This window comes from Pseudoalteromonas sp. SMS1 (assembly GCF_021530565.1).
Classification (GTDB): domain Bacteria; phylum Pseudomonadota; class Gammaproteobacteria; order Enterobacterales; family Alteromonadaceae; genus Pseudoalteromonas.
Genome location: NZ_JAKGBI010000003.1, coordinates 110,487 through 129,176, shown reverse-complemented (window position 1 = coordinate 129,176; position 18,690 = coordinate 110,487). Strand labels below are relative to the sequence as shown.

The following is an 18,690-nucleotide window of genomic DNA, read 5'->3' as shown; positions in this document are numbered from 1 at the left end:
TTTCATTTAATTTTAATGAATAAGCATTCATCAACTAAAAATAACGGTTTGACGCAGGAATCGCTCATCCCCGAAAACAGGTCAACTGCCCCATTAGCGACCAACGGTGATTGCCGCAGTACCCTAATTTGCCGTACACTCCTATCAATCTCAGTTCAATTACAAAGAGGTGTTTGTGCCTAAAACTGACAAAAAACAATCCGGCATGTTTAGCCAGTTACTTTTTAACATTATTATTCCTGTGATTGTGCTCACACGGTTTTCTGGTGAAGATGCACTCGGCCCAACACTAGGTATTATTGTGGCTTTGGCATTCCCAATTGGGTTTGGTCTTTGGGAACGCAACAAGACAGGAAAATTCAACTTTATTTCTGGCTTAGGCATCGTGTCCGTGCTCTTAACCGGCGGGATTAGTTTATTAGAGCTCGATGCGAAGTATATTGCCATCAAAGAAGCCCTTATTCCGGGCATAATCGGCATCGCTATTATCGTGAGTCAATATACCAAGTACCCGTTACTTAAAACGATGATGTTTAATGAAAAAATCATGGATATTAAAAAGATAGAATCCGCTCTCGCACAAGCAGGTAACACGGAGAAACTCCCCAAAGTGCAGGTCATTGCGTCAAACATTTTGGCTGGTTCATTTTTTTTATCTTCCCTGCTCAACTACGTGCTAGCAAAAATGATCGTTGTCAGCCCAGCAGGCACGGAAGCCTACAATAGTGAATTGGGTCGCATGACCGCCCTGAGCTACCCAGTCATCGTACTTCCGACAATGATTATTTTCTTTATCGCGTTGTACTATCTACTCACATCACTTAAAAAGCTGACAGGATTAACTGTCGAAGAAATGTTCCACGAGCCCGAATAACGCATTTGTCACTGCCTTAGGGGGGACTTCCTCTAAAGCAGTGATGTTGGCTAAAAAATCTTACAAAAAAACGTGTTAACACCTGCACTTCACTGTCCCAAAACGCCCTCTAAAAAGCACACTGTTTGCAATTAAGCGTTTGCATTGACACAAAAAAGGGACTAACATTGCCCCGAATTTTTAATTTTCAATTAACTGTGGAGGCGTATCAATTATGACAAAGACATTATTACCCTTTGCAGGTCTTACCCGTTAAGTAGCCATCAGCTAAAATCACACTTTAGCTTTTTGTAAAGCTACCCCGGTCACGCTCAGTGAACACGACCTGCCAATACATTTTTGTTTTAAATACTATTTTAAGGTATTGGTACTATGGGCAACTGCGTCCAAAAAATAACAGAAAATACAACCCTTATTGCGTCTAAAGATACGTGGATTGAAGGGCTTGCTATCCAGCAACTTATTAAAACCTCAGAGCTCGCGGGCATGCACCGTGTCGCTGGCATGCCAGATCTGCACCCGGGTAGAGGTTACCCTATTGGTGCGGCGTTTTTTACAACATCTAAAATTTACCCAGCACTTGTGGGGAATGACATTGGGTGCGGCATGTCATTATGGCAAACCTCAGCAAAAATTTCGAAGGTCAATCTAGATAAACTTGCTAAGAAATTTACGCATGTAGAACAACCACTTGATGAGAGCTGGGACAGTTTCATTCAAACACGAAAAGCAGAAAAAGACATTGTTACACATCACTTTGATCACGCACTGGGCACCATAGGAGGCGGCAATCACTTTGCCGAGTTTCAAGCCATTGATGAGGTATACGAATACCGTGCCTTGGACAAGCTCGGACTCAATAAAAAGCACCTTCAACTATTGGTTCACTCAGGCTCGAGGGGCCTTGGTCAATCCATTTTAGTGAAACATATCGCACAACATAATCATGATGGGTTATACCTCGATACATCTGACTTTCATGCCTATATAACGGCGCACAATGAAGCAGTGAGGTGGGCTGAACTCAATCGTGAAGTAATTGCACTGCGCTTTTTAGATGCAATCCGTACTACAGGGCACTGCACCCTTGATATAAACCACAACCTGGTATCCCCAAAATGCATTGATAATACAAGTGGCTGGCTGCACCGCAAAGGCGCGACCCCAAGTGACAAAGGCTATGTTGTTATTCCTGGTTCTCGCGGTGACTACAGCTATTTAGTGCGACCCCTGGTCAACACCAGTGCACCTGCAAGTTTATACTCACTGGCCCATGGCGCTGGCAGAAAGTGGAAACGCGGTGAGTGTCAGGGGCGATTGAGCCACAAATACAAACGCGTTGATTTATATCACACCGCTTTGGGGAGCCGAGTCATTTGCGGTAATAAGGAACTGCTCTATGATGAAGCGCCACAGGCCTATAAAAAGTGCGAAACCATCATCAGTGACTTAGTGGACGCCAATTTAGTGGAGGTCGTCGCCAAACTTCGTCCAGTCTTAACCTTTAAAACCAATGGAGGTTGCATTGGATGATGATATTGCAATTATCCTCTGGGCAAGGTCCGATTGAATGCTGCAAAGCCGTGGGTCTCGCGCTGATTCAGTTACAAAAACAGAGCGAAGCGCAAGGGGTTACGTGCGACCCTATTGAGTTGATACCAGCCGAAATATCAGGTTGTTACAAGTCGGTTATCGTGAAACTATCGTCTCCTGATATGAATGCAGCGAGGCAGTTTGCGCGTCAATGGCAAGGGGCTATGTTGTGGGTATGTGAAAGCCAATTTCGTCCAAAGCATCGGCGTAAAAACTGGTTTTTCAGTGGCCATATTTATGAACTAGACGACAATAAATTCGACTCTGAAATCACCTTTCAAACCTGTCGAGCTTCGGGAGCTGGCGGTCAGCATGTTAATAAAACCGACTCAGCAGTCAGAGCAACGCACACAAAAACGGGGATTTCGGTGCGTGTAGAAAGTGCGCGTAGTCAACATGCCAATAAAAAGCAGGCGCGTATTTTGGTACTGCAAAAACTTGCAGACATGCAGAAAATGCAACTCAACGCACAAGAGAAATCACGCTGGCAACAACATAAGGAAATCGAACGAGGTAATCCAGTAAAAACTTTTAAAGGACCCAAGTTTATCGACAAGGAAGCACGCACTAAAGGGGGACATTATGCGTAATATTTTATTTATTTGCAGCCGTAATCAATGGCGTAGTCCGACAGGTGAGCAAGTATGGAAGCATCATCCTGCGTTGAATGTCCGCTCTGCAGGTACCAGCCAAAAGGCCAAAAAGACGGTGAAAGTACATGATATTCAATGGGCTGAGATTATTTTTGTCATGGAAGAAAAGCACAAGCGTCGATTAAAAAGTCAATTTACTCGCGTAACAACACACAAAGACATTCGAGTACTTGATGTACCCGATGAATACCAGTTTATGGATCACGCACTTATTCAAATCTTCAAAGAAGTCGTCGGTATGCATCTAGGCATAAGTTGGGACTTCAGAATCTGACTTGAACGACACGGAGCATAGAATAAGGTCATTTTAATTTAGCACCAAGCCCCGCCAGCGCGACATCACTGGCGGGGCCTTTAATGTAGCCACAATGTTTAGCACTGGCATACCTCCTTTTGTCAGCTTGACTCAAATGCAATTAAAGACAGCCTACCTTGCCTTATTCGACTGCATCATACGCTCTCCCCAACGCACCAGAGTGTCGATAAATACTTTAAGCTTTGCAGGTTGTCCAAGCCTGCACGGATACACTAAAAAAATGACGGAGTCTGTCAAGGTGATATCAGCAGCAACTTTGACAAATTCACCGCTTGCAATTTTATCTCGTACCATGCCAATAGGCATAATGGCGAAACCTAACCCCGCTTCAACAGCACTTAGCACGGCGGCAGTAGAATTGACAGTCAAGCGTGCATTGAGAGTATGCCACTTACCTTGCGCATATACTTGATTAAAGGACGCATCACTGCGTTCACCGGCAAAGCTCGCAATATAAGGCTGCGAACGGAGTTGTTCAATGGTGCTTGCGACACCATACTTTGCGGTGTAATTAGACGAAGCGACGAAAACCCGTTGCGATTGATATATTTTACGATAAATTAGGCTAGAATCTTCAATATCATTGAAACTCGCTCTAATCGCCACATCAAACCCTTCCTTGATTAGATCGACATTTTGTGTGCCTTGCTGAACTTCTAACGTGACCTGCGGATAAGCCTGTAAAAATGGTATCACGATCGTAGCCGCCATAAAGTCAGCAAAATTCTGCGGCACAGCAACGCGTAAATGGCCAGAGGCCTGTTGACGCATATCACTCAGCAAGGCTTCCCCTTGCTCAAGTTGAGACATTGCCTGCTCACAAAAGTGTAGATACTGCGCGCCTTCTTCAGTTAGCTTTACCGAGCGAGTCGTTCGATGTAACAGTTTGACACCTAAGCGGGACTCTAACTGACTGACTTTATTGCTCACCGTCGACTTTTCAACGTCCAGTGCAATAGCAGCTTGTGTAAAACTCTGCAGTTGGGCCACTTTGCAAAAAATGCGAATCTGATTCAAATCATTGTTCATATATAAAAACAATCTTTTGTAATTTTGGGTGATTATCTAATTAAAGATACCAATTAAGCTCTCAACCTGAAACCGTTTACTGTTTTTAATTGGAGGCACCCATGAACTCGTATAGTTGGTCTTATAAATTGCTGCACTGGTTATCTGCCGTGTTGTTTACACTCATGTGTTTTGCATTTATCGGCTTCGACCCTCAGATGAGCGATGCCGATCGCATCATAATGCTCGTAGGGCATTCAAGCATAGGCGCCCTTCTATGTGTCCTCATATTAATACGAATAGGCAAAAGATTTGTATTGAAGCACCCACAGCCACAACATGCACTTCCCTCAGGACTGACAACCTTAGCCAAGCTCACTCAGCTTACAATGTACATGCTTATGGTACTGGTTCCTCTAACAGGCTTCATCACCGCAAACTTTCATCACTTGCCCGTGCAAGTTTTGGGTCAAATTGCTCTCAACAATCATCACGACAGTGCGCTTTTTGATACCTTTCGCTCAATTCACGTCGTGTGTATTCAATCGCTGATCATCGTCGTGGTGGGTCACATCATCGCGGCCCTAGGACACAAGTTTGTTCTGAAGGACAAAGTGCTATATAGCATGCGACCTTGGTTTATAACCAAAAAGCCAAGATCATGATGTCTGCTTAAATTCACTGGTTGAGTGATGCGTGCATGGCAGCCCTACCTACATTACCCAACCCGTTTGGCCTAGTTTTCTGCCACGACAGTAAATTTAGAGTGATGTATTAAGCTGCCTTTAGCACGTATCTCTATATGCCAATCGCCAGGTGTCGTTTCATACGGAAAGTCAAAGTAATATGCAAACCCCCAAACGTACTCCCCCTGGTGCCCTGAAATATCGATTTTGCGTTCTAATTGTGACCTTGTTTCCCCTGAGGGTAACGTTGTCTTTGGATAAGTTATCCGCAAATCAAAATGTTGTATCTGCTGAGGAATTGAAAGAAATGCCACACCAATTTCAAAGCCAGTTCCCAATTTATTGGGAATCACCCAGGTCCGCTCTTTTAACGTTTTTGTACGCTCACCTATGCTGATCACATCGTTAACTGCGGCGGCTTCGTGAATAACCTCACCACCCACTTTTTCAATATACGAGTGCATGAATACAATGGACTCAATATCGCTCTTTGCTGCTGGTGCAGCATAGGCAACGGTACAAAATAAGCTGACTACTAGAAAATATATATGCCGAATCATCGCTACCTTTCTATTATTTATTCACGTTTTAACCCATAGGTTGCGGTGCTTTCGTTAAGCTTGTTCGCACTCAACCTACGCTTTTTAGTGACACTACCCCGTCCACTACGTCACTTTCTTTCAGCTGAGTGATGATGTCAACTTTGCAGCATACACCATTTTTCATTGCGCACACATCTTGAGTCACAAAGCAGTAAATGCACTGGTCATTTATCATTGGTTAAAACAGTTATCAATGCGCGATTGTTGGGAGGAGAATAAAGATCTATTAGGGGTAGGCTCAGGGGTCAATGCAGACCCCTGTTGTTTATATAATTAAGATTGAGCAACAGATTCTGCGGGAGCAGAAGCCTGCGCTTTGTCACCTAAAAGACGGTGAGTAATTGTGCCTGCGGTCATCGACCCGGATACATTCAGTGCCGTACGCGCCATATCTATCAAAGGCTCAATTGAAATCAAAAGTGCCGCGATCGTCACCGGTAAGCCCATAGCTGGAAGCACGATTAAAGCGGCAAATGTCGCACCACCGCCCACACCTGCAATACCGAACGAACTGATAGCCACAATCGCAACAAGAGACATAATGAAAGAGATATCCATCGGATTAATGCCCACGCTGGGTGCCACCATAACTGCCAACATCGCAGGATAAATACCTGCACAACCATTTTGGCCAATAGTTGCACCAAATGATGCAGATAAGTTTGCAATGGCAGGTGGCACGTTAAGCTTGTTAATTTGTGTATCTACATTCAATGGAATCGTTGCCGCACTGCTGCGCGAAGTAAACGCAAATGTCAGTACTGGCCAAATTTTTTGGAAGAACTGTTTTGGACTTACACCTACGAGCCCAACTAATAAACCATGAACGACAAACATTAAAAATATCGCCAAATATGATGCGACAATAAATCCAAGTAAATTCGTGATATCAGCCAAACTAGACGTTGCGACCACTTTTGCCATTAATGCCGCCACACCATACGGTGTGAGAGAAATCACCATTTTAACAAGTCGCATGACCACGGCTTGAAGCGTTTCAACAAAAGTACGAATGGGCGCTTCTAATTCTTCACGCTCGTTCATTACTTTGCGCGCAGCAACCCCCGTTAAAATACCAAATATCACAACCGCAATAATGGACGTTGAGCGTTCCCACGCTAAATCTTGGAAGATATTCGTCGGAATAAAGCTCACCAACATTTGCGGGATAGACAAGTCACTTACCGTTTCACTGCGAGACTCCAGTACCGCAATGCGTGACATTTCACGCGCACCTTCCGTTAAGCCTTCCGCACTCAACCCAAATAACTGCGTGATAAATATGCCAATCAGTGCTGCAATCATAGTCGTCACCACCAGCACTGAGATTGTCACGCCACTAATTTTGCCAAGAGCCCCCGACTTATCGAGTTTCACCACCGCGGCAACCATAGAAACCAAGACCAGCGGCATAATGATCATTTTTAGTAAACTTACGTAACCACTGCCGACCACATTCGTCCAGTTTAAGGTTTCAGCGATGGCGTGATGACCTTCTCCAAGTAAAAACTGCAACGCAAAACCAAATACACTTCCCAAAGAAAGGCCAATAAGCACGAGCCGAGAAAGCGTTGCGCCTTTTTTCTGAGATTGAAATAAAACAACGAGAATTGCAGCAAACACCGCAAGGCTCATCATTGCAATGAAGGACATAAATTTACCTTTAAATGATTGTAAGGGAGAAAATTTAACTACGAAGATAAGTCGAATTTTTATCTACTGTGCACAGTAATAAATTATTGCCCAATGGAAAAGAATGATTGGGAATGAGATATATTCTAGAGTTATTGAAGTGATGATTTATTGGCTAGTAAAATACCAATTCAACGCATTAAAAAGTGCACTGTCACTAAGTCATTCAAGTTGTTAGCACGCAGCGGGCTTGGTTATACTCTACCTAACAGGTTAGATGTAAAGCCTGAGAATTGGAGCCCATCATGAAAAAACTCTCAAAAGTACAAGAAAAACAACAAACACTTGTACTTGACGTCGCAGATAAACTCGAAGCCCAAGCGCGCGAAGAAATACCAGGCATGTTGCAATGTTGGTTTGATATGGAATTTCATTTATTTCCAAGCTCTTTGCTGCTTTGCTTTCAATTTGAAAGCGAGCAAGCATTAGAGGCTGCCAAACCTGATCTCCTCAAATGGCAAAAACGTTTAAGCGCAGCCATGGTCAAAAAAGGGGTGATTTTAAAAGATATGCGCAAGCACTTGGTGTTCACCATGAAAGGGCCTGAAGACTGAATGTAGTAACGAGGTCACCTCAACTATCATGAAGTGACCCCAACAAAGCCGCTAACAAGTTACCCCAATTTCAGTGGTGTCGTTTGAATTCAGCTTCTGCTGTCACCTCTCAGCAATACATGCAAGCTACACAAAGCGATAGAACTATTCTCCTCTGAATTATGAGCATGTGATTGCACAGCCTTTTCGATCGTATTCAGCACATTGAGTATGGCTAGCACCGTGCGTTACTCAATGTACTTTTGCGAGACATTGCCAACGCAAATCAAGCCAACTTAAACCGATTGATCATCTTCATCATATTGTCAGAGACCTGACTTAACTCCTCACTGGCCGTAGCCATCAAGGTTGACTCATTCGCCAGTGACGAAGAGCCATCATTCAGGTTCGCCACATTTTGATTAATGCCATTCACCGTCATGGTTTGCTGTTCAGTGGCTGCGGAGATCTGCTGATTCATCCCTTGAATAGCGTGAACTTCCTGCGCAATTTCATTCAATGCTTCACCAGCAGATGAGGATATTTCTGACGTGTTAGATGCTTTTTCTGCACCTTTGCTCATCACCTCTACCGCCTGCTCAGCCCCTGCTTGCAGCTTCTCAATGATGGTTTGGATTTCAATGGTAGATTCTTGCGTGCGCAGTGATAAAGTACGTACTTCATCAGCAACCACAGCAAAGCCTCGACCTGCCTCTCCAGCCCGAGCGGCCTCAATGGCTGCATTCAGTGCCAACAAGTTGGTTTGCTCAGCGATGCCTCGGATCACCTCCAGTACAGTATCAACATTTCGGCTATCCGATGCCAATTGCGCAATGACTTCGCTTGCCTCACCAATATCTTGCGCTAACAGCTGTGACTTTTGAATGTTGCACTCAATAATCTCAAGACTTTGTTCAGTTTGCTTGGCGGCTTTTACACTAAATTCGGAGGCATCAACGGTTCTCCCTGACACTTCGGTCACTGCGCTGAGCATCTCATTCATCGCCCCTGCGAGCTCCTCAGTGTCATTTCTTTGTTGATTTAAGTTCATATCCACACTTGACACAGAAGAAGTGAGGCGATTGGCTGAGTCGGACAACTGTGTGCCCGCAGCGCTGACACTGAGCATAATATCTTGAATCGAGCCCACAAAGCGGTTGAAATACTGAGCTAAATCAATTAGCTCTTTACTGCCCTCTTCTTTTAAACGCTGTGTTAAATCTCCTTCACCGCTGGCCAAATCTCGCATCGCTGATACCGTATTTTTGATTGGCTTAGTAATGCTTCTAATAAAGTAAATCACCAAGGTAGATAACACCGCTAAGACCATCACCACGTTCATCAGAGAAATCATCTGAGATTGCTCAATATCTTCTTCCAAAGCCGTGATGTTGATCCCTGTCCCAATCATCCAATCCCACGGATGAAAATAGTCAGCGTAACTGGTTTTGGGCGTAAGCTCTGTGGCATCTGGCGAGGTCTTCCATAAGTACTCCACAAACCCACCGCCACTTTTACCTGTCGCATATAGCTCCTCCACAAATAGCTTACCGTTGCCGTCTTTGAGCGGAAGAATGTTAGTTCCCAGCAGGTGCTTTAACCCCGATGCCAACTGGATCCCATTCTTATCCGAAACAAAAATATAATTCCCATTATCAAAACGCATGGCCGAAATAGACACCAACGCGAGGCGTTTAGCTTCTTCTTCACTGAGTGCCCCACTGGCACTTTGCGCGTAATAATGGTTGATAACGCCGAGCGCACTCTCAATGATGAGCTGTACACCATACTCATAATTGGCTCGCATATGCTTGTTGGTGTTGTGTGCATCGAGCAAAGAATTGGCAAACAACCCGATGGCAAATAGCACCACTATCATCCAAGCACGTGCGCTTATTGGCGCATGATGAAATGAATAGTTCATATTAGCCTCCTAGCTACTCGTGCGGTTCTGTCACTTTTTGAGATGAAAAACAAGATTCATGGCTGGTGTAGAGACCACGCAACGCTTCTCGACACGTGCTTTCATCCTTGGTGTTATTTTCAACATGTTGGATCACCGTCTGAAATTGCTGCAATAACTGCTTAGCATCCGCTTCAGATTTTTGGCAAACCCCCTTCTCTTGCTGTGTTTTACGATGCGACAGTTTTTTTCCCTGAGCACGTTTAAATACACTTTCCATAACCCCCCCTGGCGTCGTCTGTGCACGCTGTGGCTAACTCCAAAGCCCTCCCATGCACAGTCCTTGTTAAATATTAAATTGATAAATATTGACTCTGTTTAGTGCACAGTCTGGTAAATAAACCTTACTATTTTTAACGTGTAGCAGGTAAGGCAGCCAAAGTTGACCTTGCTCTGTATCTGCACCAAAACCACTAAACGACTCCAGGTACTCGCCTGAACAGGTGAATACTTTAATGGCACGATTCACGAGATCAGAAACGAATAAATACCCATTTTCATGGTCAATACTGGTTGGCAATAAGAAGTTACTACTATCGGTACCATACCCTTCTTGCCCAATACTTCGCACCCACTGGCCTAATTGGTCGTAGACCTCTATACGATTGTTATTTTGGTCGGTAATAAAGCAGGTTCCTCGTGCATCAACGGTAATATCTGAAGGCGTATGAAACTCGCCATGTTCAGACCCTAATCGGCCAAATGTGTGGACTAAAAATGGTCTCCCAGCTTCAGAGAGGCGCCAGCGGCAAATTCGATTATTGCCTGAGTCAGCAATTAAAATATCGTTGTTTGTGGGGTCAACGGCAATTCCTTGGGGCTTATTGAGTTGCTCATCACTGGTCCCCAGTCCGCCAAAAACAGTGTATGGCACCATCTCTCCCAGCGTATCGTTGTACTGTAAAACAGTGACAATGCCACTGAGGTAGTTGCTAACCACCAACAGAGGCACTTGGGGGTCCAGTTGACCCGGTAGCGAGTTTGCAGGCGTTAACGCCGCAATCCCTAAAGATCCTGGTAACATTGGTAAGCTTATAGGCCTAGCTGAGTCACTTTTCCCATCTTCACTGGCCTGTAGTTGGTAATTACCTGAGTCCATCATCCAGAGTAAGTCTTCAGGATCATCAAATTTATCATTCAAAAAAATACGCACCATCGTTTGCTGCCACCTTTGCACCCACTCGGTTTGCGCTGACAACGCAATACTTAACCAAGAGGGCAAACCTGGTGGTTGCATCACCTTAAATAGCTGCTCTTGTAGTGCAAGTTGATGATCAACCCAATGTTCGAATATCGGGGCATTGCTTGAATAACCTGACTGAGTATTCGTCACATCTCCCACAACGGATGTCACAAAGTGCAGTTGCCCAGGGTTATCACGTTCATCTCCCACCGCTTTTAGCACCTTAGTCGCACGTGATTTGCCCCCTTTGAGGGTCGACAAATTCACCGTGTGCTTTTGCAAAGACGCCAAAAAAGGCTCCGTAATAAGTAAGGTGTTTGGTTCGCTCGCGGCGGTCACTTGAACTGGGGCAAAAAAACCCTCTAAACGCCCCATAAATTGACCCTGTAGATCATAGACAGCAATCGCATTTGCCTCCCCACCTGGGATTAATATTCGATTTTGAATAACAGACACACCGCGAGAAAGTGCCAACCCGTCAATGTAACATTTGCCAGACGCTTTAAACGTGATGCCTCTCCCTTGCCAATCGCAGCGCACAACGGTCGCAAATCCCGTATTTGCGATATAAATATTGCCACTATTGTCTAAGCTCAGTCCCTGCGGCCACAGCAAATGTACAGGATCCCCCTCGTTATCTGGGATGATTTCCTCAATGGCTCGTTCAAATTTGCCCTCTTCACTAAAAATGACCAATCGAGATTGACTACTAGGCCCTTCATAAAATTCATCGGCCACACACACTTTACCATTGTATATCACGATACCGTTGGGGCCTTTTAGCGCCACTTCAGGCTCATCACCAAACACTTTAATGGATTGAATATCTAACTGCTCGGTGTATTCCAGTATATGCACTCTGCAATTACCGATGTCTGTCACATAGACCCTGTTTTTTTCAGGGTGCGCAAGTAATCTAAATGGCATGTTAAATTGCCCGGGCAAGGCGCCTACAGTGCCAAAACATGCCAGTATCTGACCCATTGCGGCATCAAATACCAAAATGCGGTTATGTGCAGTATCAGCGAGCCAAATCCGGCCATAGTTGTCGACACAACTACCAACCGGTGTGTTAAGAGATAAGTGCCCACTTGTCGAGCACGGTAATGCTGGTAATTGATCAACTGTCTTACCAATATAACTGTGGTATGAGATCCCCATAGTACCTAGCCTGTAAAAGAGTCCGTTTAGTCAAGCTTCTGCCGATACAACGGACAGATCCTTGGTGATGTAACTAATAATCATTTCATTAATGCGGTTTCATACAAAAAAGTAGCAGGAAGAAAATGACTCGCCAGTATGGAATATTGAAAAACCCGCATTTATTAAAAAATTCACATTTGTATTTACCTTGCTCACCTCAAATTGAGATCAGTAAACACAGTTGGAACGGGCTCTAGCATAGCGTTTTTAAGATATATGACAGCGTGGAAACAGTTTGATTGTTCGGTACATTGCAAGGTTTAATTATTAGCTTTTTTCAGGTTGACGGCCATCTCTCGCTTTTTGACTGTGTCGTTATTATCTTAAGGCTCCATACTCGCGTATTACGCGACGTAGTAGACCCCATATTTCAACTTAATCGCTCCTCCATGGTGATGTGCAATCAAGTTGTTTTTCGTAAAACGCCATGTTACAAACATCATCAAAAACATATTGTTACAATAAATCATTAAATAAATCTGGCCTTAGCATTTTAGTATCATCAAAAACATTGGATGTTCTCATGACACACTTTTTCTCTACAACGGCACTGTGCGCAATGGCTTTCTTCTCTAACGCTGTGCTCGCACTTCCCCATGATATTGAAAAGATACACTCGACGCTTTTACCCCAAGTGCGTATCACCGGAGAGCAGTATAAGCCGCACACCGTTGACGCTGCGATGGCAACATTCAACCTACCCGGTTTAAGTGTCGCAGTGATAAAAAACGCTGAAGTAGTCTGGGCTAAAGGCTATGGTGTAGCCAATAAAAAGACTGGCCGCCCGGTGACCACAGACACTTTATTTCAGGCCGCCTCAATCAGTAAACCTATTGCGGCATTAGCCGTGCTTAACCTTGCTGAGCAGGGCAAAGTTAACTTAGACACTGACATAAACACCTATCTAAAATCATGGAAAATGCCAAGCAGTGAATTTGGTATTGTCACATTACGACATCTACTCACCCATTCATCGGGACTGGCGCACCAGCCCTCTCCCGGATATCTACGCGGCGCACCAATTCCCTCAGATGTGGCATCGTTAAATGGTGAAGGCAATACCAATAAAGTGGCTGCCAATTTTAAAGCCGGATCACAGTTTCGATATTCAACCGATGGCTACGCTATTCTTGACGTACTCATTGAGGATATTACCGGTCGCACTTTCTCTGAGTATGTTGATAAAACGATTTTAGAACCTCTTAGCATGAATCAGAGTACCTTTGCACAGCCGTTACCTAAGGCACTATGGCAACAGGCTAGCGCCGCATTCGATGCTCAGGGCAATCAAATACAGGGAGATTGGCGCAACTACCCCAAACAATCGGCCGCTGGATTATGGACAACCCCCCTTGATTTAGCTAAATATATCATTGCCGTACAAAAAGCGAAGAAAGGCACAACAACGGGCCCGATTACCCCCAAGTTGGTGGAGAACATGCTCTCTTTACACTTGGGAGGCATGGGCCTTGGCCCGATGCTAAAAAATGAAAAACAAGGATTGGTCTTTCATCACTCTGGTAAAAGTGCAGGCTTTAGCAACCGGTTTCATGCCTATGTAGATAAAGCTGATGGCATGGTTATTATGACCAATGGTGATTCTGCTCGTCCAGTTGTTGGCCAGCTTCAAAATGCAATAAGTGCGCATTTTAACTGGGATCTGTCCGCCCATATTGAAGTAACGCCTTATGCTATGGACAATGCCAAACGTGCAGATCTTGTTGGCGAGTATGCATGGGAAAAAGACACTTCAAAGAGAATGCGTATAGTTAAACAAGGGGATGAGTTTGAAATACATAACCTATTTGAAGGTGGACAGTTTAAGTTTATTGCCGAGGCTCCAGACACGTTAATATCTACAAGTACTGGGGTCAAAGTGAATATTGAGACCAACCCTCAAGGCAAGGTGACAGCCATTTTATGGTCTGGCCGATTTAGACTCAATAAACGATTGTAACACTATACAAGTCGATTTTTGCAAGCACATATAAAGCGTTAACCTTATGCAATTGTTCAATAATCGATGATAAAGCTACTGTACACAACAGCTATGGTTAACCCCTTATTCGGTAGAAATATAGCGAGCAAGCCCATTTTATAAAACGTTTTTGACACTGGCGCTCGTCATTTGTTGATTCCATCCATGGCTGTTTTCAAGTAAGCTGCCCCATTCCATATAACCCCAAACGAGGAAAGCGCGTTGGATAAAAGAATTGAACCTGAATTACCCAGTATTACGCCCGACTTAGATCAGGTTGAAACCTATAAACAGTCCCTCAATTCGGCGAGCAAACCAGCTCCTTTGCCAAGTAGTGGCCCAGATCAGGCAACCTCACCCGCAAAGAAGTCGGGGGGGATGTCCTGGTTAGGTGCTGCCGCCATCATTGCCTTAGCCATTGGTTCATATGGACTTTATCAACAAAATCAGGCCATTCAGGCACAATTGTTCGAATCGACTAAACGCATTGCAGAACTTGAGCACACACTCTCTGCAACCGGTGAAGAAATGGGTGAATCGGCAGGTGCAATCCAAGTAAAACTCGTGGCATTGACCGAGCGTACTGACGAACTTTGGTCGCAAATGGATAAACTATGGGCATCTGCATGGCGAAGAAATCAGTCTGAAATAAAACAGCTGAAAGAGCAAACTACCCGTATTGCCAACAGCCAAGATAAACACGCTAACACCCAATCAAATGTCGCTACAAAAGTGGCCTCACTGTCACAGAGTCAAACCGACTTGGCTTTCAAGCTGTCACTTCTAGAAGAACGACAGCAAACAGCTGATGCGCTTAGAGGTCAGCTATCGTCCATCAGTAGCGATTTAGATCAATTGAAATCTCAATCACGCGGCAGAGACGCCAAGCAAGTTGAGATAGGCGGCACACTTGCTCAATTGGAAATCACACAAAGCGCGCTTGCAGAACAGTTAGAGCGTCTAGAAGATAGGTTAGCAACCGCTGCGAAGTCGCCACAAGCGGTCAATTAAATCAATGGGGTCAGAGTCATTGATTCGTGATGGTCACATGGGGTAGCGCTCGACAACGCTCCCCAACCACTCGCGATTTTTCGTCGTGAAACCAATGGGGTCAGAGTCATTGGTTCTTGATGATCACATTGGGTAGCGTTCGACAACGCTCCCCCAACTACTCGCTACTCTTCGTCGTCAAACGCATCCTCGGCGTCAGTACGTGCTTGCCTAAACCCTTCTTTAGCTAAAATTTCGACATAAAATGACGTACGGTTTTCAAGTTGAGTTTGGTCAATCAATTTATTAAGTTGTGACACATGCACAGGTTGAGCTTCCGCTTCTGTATTACCAAACTTACAGTCAAAGTCCCAAAAATCAGCGCCTGTAGGTAAGGTCTTGTTACGTTCACGTCTCAAGTACTTTTTTATTTCATGCTTAACCGCATCAACACGCCTTGCTAATTTAATTTTTGGGTGAGTTAACTCAAATGTTTTTTTCATAGTTGCCTTCAAAAAAGGGATACTCAAGCCTACCATCCGCTGGCTGAGTAAACGATGTGTATCTATAAAGTGCGAACTTCGAACTCAAATAGACATAAAAAATATAACACGCTTAGTTTACGCCAAAATGAGGCCACCAGCACCAACAAAGGTGAGAAAATTACCGTAATAGCCGATACGTTTATCTCAATGACAGTGCTATTGAGGTTACGGTAGACAGCGCGAGCCACCGTAAAGAGAAGAAAGGAGTAAAAAAGCCAGAACCATCGACTCTGACCCTTTTGATTGGACCCCTTTGATTGATGACAGGAGTTAAAGTGCTTTTTTCTTGGTTACTTTATGTTTGTGACCTAAAATGCGTATCGACCAACTGTCTAAAGTACCTGGCTTGGTGTTATTTTCTACCCGTTGAACTTGACCACCGTGCACGATATCGTAAAAACCAAATAGCAACTGTTCACGACTCATATCCGTAATATGTATTTTCCATTCACCCGTTTTAGCATTGGCTTTTTCATCCCAAAACTTATAACTGAGCATCAGATGATCATTGTAACCTTCTGCGCTTCCGGGAGACTGTGCGGGAATATCAAGATGCTGCCCCACTAAGTTGTTAAAAGGCGACATCAGAATACTCCGCGTACCATTTGGAGATTCTAGTTCCACCTTTAAATCTGACATACGTTCATGCTTTGCATTGAGGCGGATCTGTACACCCTCAATAAATAAGTCATCTTCAATGCGAATAGTTGCCGACGTTGTGCGCGTCGCATCATCATGTATCGTTGCATTTATGGGCATATTTAGGCCATACCAAGGCGTTTTTACAAGCTCTGATGGCAAGTCCTCAATCGCATAACGCCTCACTAACTCTGTCGCTTTGTCCACATCAAGTAAACCAAACCCATAATACGGAGAAAACATATGACCCGCAGCATTCGTCGACCAACCTTCTAACCCTGTTATTCCATTCACTTTGATATCCGCACGTGTTGGGTCGACCTTTGTGGCTGTCCGAGCAAGTAAATGACGAATGTCCCGTGGTGTCAAATCATGTTTTTGCTGCTCAGCGGCAGACAAAAGCAATGCGATAGCACCTGACGTATTCGGTGCTGCCGATGAGGTACCGCTCATATATACTGTAAAATCATTGTGTTCGCTGCAATCAACATTGGGGTCGATATTTTCTATGACCCAAGTACATGATATTCGGGTGGTAGCATGCCCAGGAGTCCCCCTGTCATTGCCGCCTGGGGCGGTGAGAAAGACATTACTGCCGACCGTAGAGTAGTTTGATAGAACCCCGTCTGCACTGAGCGCACTGACTGTTAAGTTCCAAAAGTTCGCGGGAGTGTATAACGAATTTCCATTCGACCAAGGCAAACCATGGTTGTTTCCAAATGGTAAACTAAAACCTAAAAATGAGATCTCTTGCTCAGTGAAATAATGAATGCGAGAGTCTCGATAAGAATTTCCCGCAGCCTGCACATACACTGCCGTACGTGGATCCAACTCTGTAGACAATGAGACCGCTTCATAAATTTTTTCCTGCTCCGGTATACTGAACAACACAACGTCTTTGCCCTGCGCATCTTTAATCATCTTCGAAAAAGTGTAAGGCAAACTGACCGCGGGATTCATACCATAGCTTTTATTGAAAATACGAATTTTGTCTGCGGTTGAGTTATCAAAGGGGTTACCATCAAATCCATGACTGATCTTCCACTGCTCGTGATCCTCAAAAGTACCACCAAAGTTTGTGAATGAAGTCACTTTAGCGAGTGGCGCAACGCCTCGAACGCCAATATTATTTTGTGCTGCCGCGATGATCCCAGCCACCATGGTGCGGTGGTTGTCGAAAGATGAGGCGGGCTGTGCGTCAATGAGTGGATCTTTAAGTGTATTGGCGGCTAAATCTTCATGGCTCAAATCAACACCGGTATCGATTACAGCAACTAGTACATCCTGACCTTTGTGACCCCAAAGGTGTGTTTGCCATAAATTTAAATCAATGCCCGATTGCGTATTGTGTAAAACACCTGCATTAAGTAGATTCCACTGTAACTCCAACATAGGGTCACCATTGGGGTCAAGCCAGCGGTGTTCATAGCCCCTATCAGTGGTAGCAAAGACACTGGAGCAGAGTACCATAGATATTAAACCTGCGAGATGTGTTTTTTGGATTCTCATAAACCAAGTTCCTTTTGTGGGTTCAACTTATTACTAGCAGACTGTTTTTTATACTGCCAATAAAAATAAACCAACACCTTTTTCACCCTCATTAATAAATCCATAATTTATATAATTAACCATATAAATCAGCCACCTAAAATAAAAATGAAAAATATTAATACAAGAGATGAAATTAAATAAAAAGAGGATAAAAAATCACCTTACTCACTTACACCCCAAAAACTAGGCACACTAAAATTCAAAACACATTTACTAACACAAACAAGCCCAACAAAAGCCAATTAAATATAAAAAAACACATCCACCCACTTAAAAAATAGATTTTTACCAAGTTGATAAAAACAGAATATACATATCAACAAATCGAATTTTATAACCAAAATATAAAGCATGTAATTTAGATAAGTCACTTCTACTCTATTCAACCGAGGAGAGTGTGCGTCAGTGGCCATTGATTTCAACAGTCATTAGGCAACGTATTTAAGCAACAGTGGAAATGGGTGAATTCATTGACTCTGACCCCTTTGATTCGAGGTGAGCAGGTCTTTTTTCGGTGTCAGTGAGCATTGACTTAACCTGTCAATAGACACCGCATCTAAGCAAAAGTGGAAAAAGGGTCAGAATCAACGACTCTGACCCTTTTGGTTATTTGATTTCAACAGTCACTAGACACCGTATTTAAGCAACAGTGGGAATTGGGTTGAATTCAACAACTCTGCC

The 18,690-nt window shown here is 44.1% G+C and carries 16 protein-coding genes; 8 read left to right on the top strand and 8 right to left on the bottom strand.

Translation table 11 applies throughout. The features are described from left to right. Nucleotides 1-205 precede the first annotated feature (205 nt). The 4 genes from L1286_RS04290 (at nt 206) to L1286_RS04275 (ending at nt 3,394) form a co-directional block, all read left to right on the top strand. Complete coding sequence (locus tag L1286_RS04290) at nt 206-874, top strand: VC0807 family protein (RefSeq protein WP_235405926.1); 669 nt, start codon at nt 206-208, stop codon at nt 872-874. A gap of 372 nt (nt 875-1,246) precedes the next feature. Continuing rightward, nucleotides 1,247-2,407 carry an RNA ligase RtcB family protein gene (locus tag L1286_RS04285; RefSeq protein ID WP_235405674.1) on the top strand — a complete coding sequence of 387 codons (1,161 nt, stop codon included), beginning with the start codon at nt 1,247-1,249 and terminating at the stop codon, nt 2,405-2,407. Next, nucleotides 2,404-3,057 carry a peptide chain release factor H gene (gene prfH / locus L1286_RS04280; protein ID WP_235405673.1) on the top strand — a complete coding sequence of 218 codons (654 nt, stop codon included), beginning with the start codon at nt 2,404-2,406 and terminating at the stop codon, nt 3,055-3,057. Before L1286_RS04285 ends, prfH begins: the two co-directional genes overlap by 4 nt. Further along, nucleotides 3,050-3,394: a low molecular weight protein tyrosine phosphatase family protein gene (locus L1286_RS04275; protein WP_235405672.1), complete on the top strand. Its 345-nt coding sequence runs from the start codon at nt 3,050-3,052 to the stop codon at nt 3,392-3,394. The genes prfH and L1286_RS04275 overlap by 8 nt, the downstream gene beginning before the upstream one ends. 153 nt (nt 3,395-3,547) lie before the next feature. On the opposite strand, the gene L1286_RS04270 is transcribed toward L1286_RS04275, so the two are convergent. Beyond that, the gene (locus tag L1286_RS04270) at nt 3,548-4,465 is read right to left on the bottom strand and encodes a LysR family transcriptional regulator (protein ID WP_235405671.1); all 918 of its coding nucleotides are present in this window, start codon (nt 4,463-4,465) and stop codon (nt 3,548-3,550) included. 101 nt (nt 4,466-4,566) lie between these two features. Here L1286_RS04270 and L1286_RS04265 point away from each other — a divergent pair, with 101 nt between their 5' ends. Next, the gene (locus tag L1286_RS04265) at nt 4,567-5,109 is read left to right on the top strand and encodes a cytochrome b (protein WP_235405670.1); all 543 of its coding nucleotides are present in this window, start codon (nt 4,567-4,569) and stop codon (nt 5,107-5,109) included. Nucleotides 5,110-5,180: 71 nt separating this feature from the next. On the opposite strand, the gene L1286_RS04260 is transcribed toward L1286_RS04265, so the two are convergent. Continuing rightward, nucleotides 5,181-5,690 (bottom strand): DUF3859 domain-containing protein, encoded by a 510-nt coding sequence (locus L1286_RS04260; protein WP_235405669.1) that lies wholly within the window; start codon nt 5,688-5,690, stop codon nt 5,181-5,183. Nucleotides 5,691-6,005: 315 nt separating this feature from the next. After that, on the bottom strand, nt 6,006-7,385 hold the full coding sequence (locus tag L1286_RS04255; protein WP_235405668.1) for an L-cystine transporter: 1,380 nt from the start codon (nt 7,383-7,385) through the stop codon (nt 6,006-6,008). Between the two features lie 284 nt (nt 7,386-7,669). On the opposite strand from L1286_RS04255, the gene L1286_RS04250 reads away from it, so the two are divergent. Then, the gene (locus tag L1286_RS04250; RefSeq protein WP_235405667.1) at nt 7,670-7,978 is read left to right on the top strand and encodes a hypothetical protein; all 309 of its coding nucleotides are present in this window, start codon (nt 7,670-7,672) and stop codon (nt 7,976-7,978) included. A gap of 265 nt (nt 7,979-8,243) precedes the next feature. Here L1286_RS04250 and L1286_RS04245 read toward each other — a convergent pair whose 3' ends face one another. From L1286_RS04245 to L1286_RS04235, 3 genes are all read right to left on the bottom strand, one after another. After that, nucleotides 8,244-9,881 (bottom strand): methyl-accepting chemotaxis protein, encoded by a 1,638-nt coding sequence (locus L1286_RS04245; RefSeq protein ID WP_235405666.1) that lies wholly within the window; start codon nt 9,879-9,881, stop codon nt 8,244-8,246. 13 nt (nt 9,882-9,894) lie between these two features. Then, nucleotides 9,895-10,140 (bottom strand): hypothetical protein, encoded by a 246-nt coding sequence (locus tag L1286_RS04240; protein ID WP_235405665.1) that lies wholly within the window; start codon nt 10,138-10,140, stop codon nt 9,895-9,897. 66 nt (nt 10,141-10,206) lie between these two features. Then, on the bottom strand, nt 10,207-12,264 hold the full coding sequence (locus L1286_RS04235; protein WP_235405664.1) for an NHL repeat-containing protein: 2,058 nt from the start codon (nt 12,262-12,264) through the stop codon (nt 10,207-10,209). Between the two features lie 565 nt (nt 12,265-12,829). Here L1286_RS04235 and L1286_RS04230 point away from each other — a divergent pair. Beyond that, nucleotides 12,830-14,263: a serine hydrolase domain-containing protein gene (locus L1286_RS04230; protein WP_235405663.1), complete on the top strand. Its 1,434-nt coding sequence runs from the start codon at nt 12,830-12,832 to the stop codon at nt 14,261-14,263. A gap of 243 nt (nt 14,264-14,506) precedes the next feature. After that, nucleotides 14,507-15,295: a hypothetical protein gene (locus tag L1286_RS04225; RefSeq protein ID WP_235405662.1), complete on the top strand. Its 789-nt coding sequence runs from the start codon at nt 14,507-14,509 to the stop codon at nt 15,293-15,295. A 164-nt stretch (nt 15,296-15,459) separates the two neighbouring features. Here L1286_RS04225 and L1286_RS04220 read toward each other — a convergent pair whose 3' ends face one another. Next, entirely contained in the window at nt 15,460-15,777 is a 318-nt protein-coding gene (locus L1286_RS04220; protein WP_235405661.1) for a DUF6172 family protein, read from the bottom strand. Between the two features lie 312 nt (nt 15,778-16,089). Next, nucleotides 16,090-17,967, bottom strand: a complete 1,878-nt coding sequence (locus tag L1286_RS04215; RefSeq protein ID WP_235405660.1) for a S8 family serine peptidase — start codon at nt 17,965-17,967, stop codon at nt 16,090-16,092. Between the last annotated feature and the right edge of the window lie 723 nt (nt 17,968-18,690).

Coding starts and splice junctions, on each gene's coding strand:
- L1286_RS04290 (WP_235405926.1), top strand. CDS start 206: ATGTTTAGCCAGTTACTTTTTAACATTATTATTCCTGTGATTGTGCTC.
- L1286_RS04285 (WP_235405674.1), top strand. CDS start 1,247: ATGGGCAACTGCGTCCAAAAAATAACAGAAAATACAACCCTTATTGCG.
- prfH (WP_235405673.1), top strand. CDS start 2,404: ATGATGATATTGCAATTATCCTCTGGGCAAGGTCCGATTGAATGCTGC.
- L1286_RS04275 (WP_235405672.1), top strand. CDS start 3,050: ATGCGTAATATTTTATTTATTTGCAGCCGTAATCAATGGCGTAGTCCG.
- L1286_RS04270 (WP_235405671.1), bottom strand. CDS start 4,465: ATGAACAATGATTTGAATCAGATTCGCATTTTTTGCAAAGTGGCCCAA.
- L1286_RS04265 (WP_235405670.1), top strand. CDS start 4,567: ATGAACTCGTATAGTTGGTCTTATAAATTGCTGCACTGGTTATCTGCC.
- L1286_RS04260 (WP_235405669.1), bottom strand. CDS start 5,690: ATGATTCGGCATATATATTTTCTAGTAGTCAGCTTATTTTGTACCGTT.
- L1286_RS04255 (WP_235405668.1), bottom strand. CDS start 7,385: ATGTCCTTCATTGCAATGATGAGCCTTGCGGTGTTTGCTGCAATTCTC.
- L1286_RS04250 (WP_235405667.1), top strand. CDS start 7,670: ATGAAAAAACTCTCAAAAGTACAAGAAAAACAACAAACACTTGTACTT.
- L1286_RS04245 (WP_235405666.1), bottom strand. CDS start 9,881: ATGAACTATTCATTTCATCATGCGCCAATAAGCGCACGTGCTTGGATG.
- L1286_RS04240 (WP_235405665.1), bottom strand. CDS start 10,140: ATGGAAAGTGTATTTAAACGTGCTCAGGGAAAAAAACTGTCGCATCGT.
- L1286_RS04235 (WP_235405664.1), bottom strand. CDS start 12,264: ATGGGGATCTCATACCACAGTTATATTGGTAAGACAGTTGATCAATTA.
- L1286_RS04230 (WP_235405663.1), top strand. CDS start 12,830: ATGACACACTTTTTCTCTACAACGGCACTGTGCGCAATGGCTTTCTTC.
- L1286_RS04220 (WP_235405661.1), bottom strand. CDS start 15,777: ATGAAAAAAACATTTGAGTTAACTCACCCAAAAATTAAATTAGCAAGG.
- L1286_RS04215 (WP_235405660.1), bottom strand. CDS start 17,967: ATGAGAATCCAAAAAACACATCTCGCAGGTTTAATATCTATGGTACTC.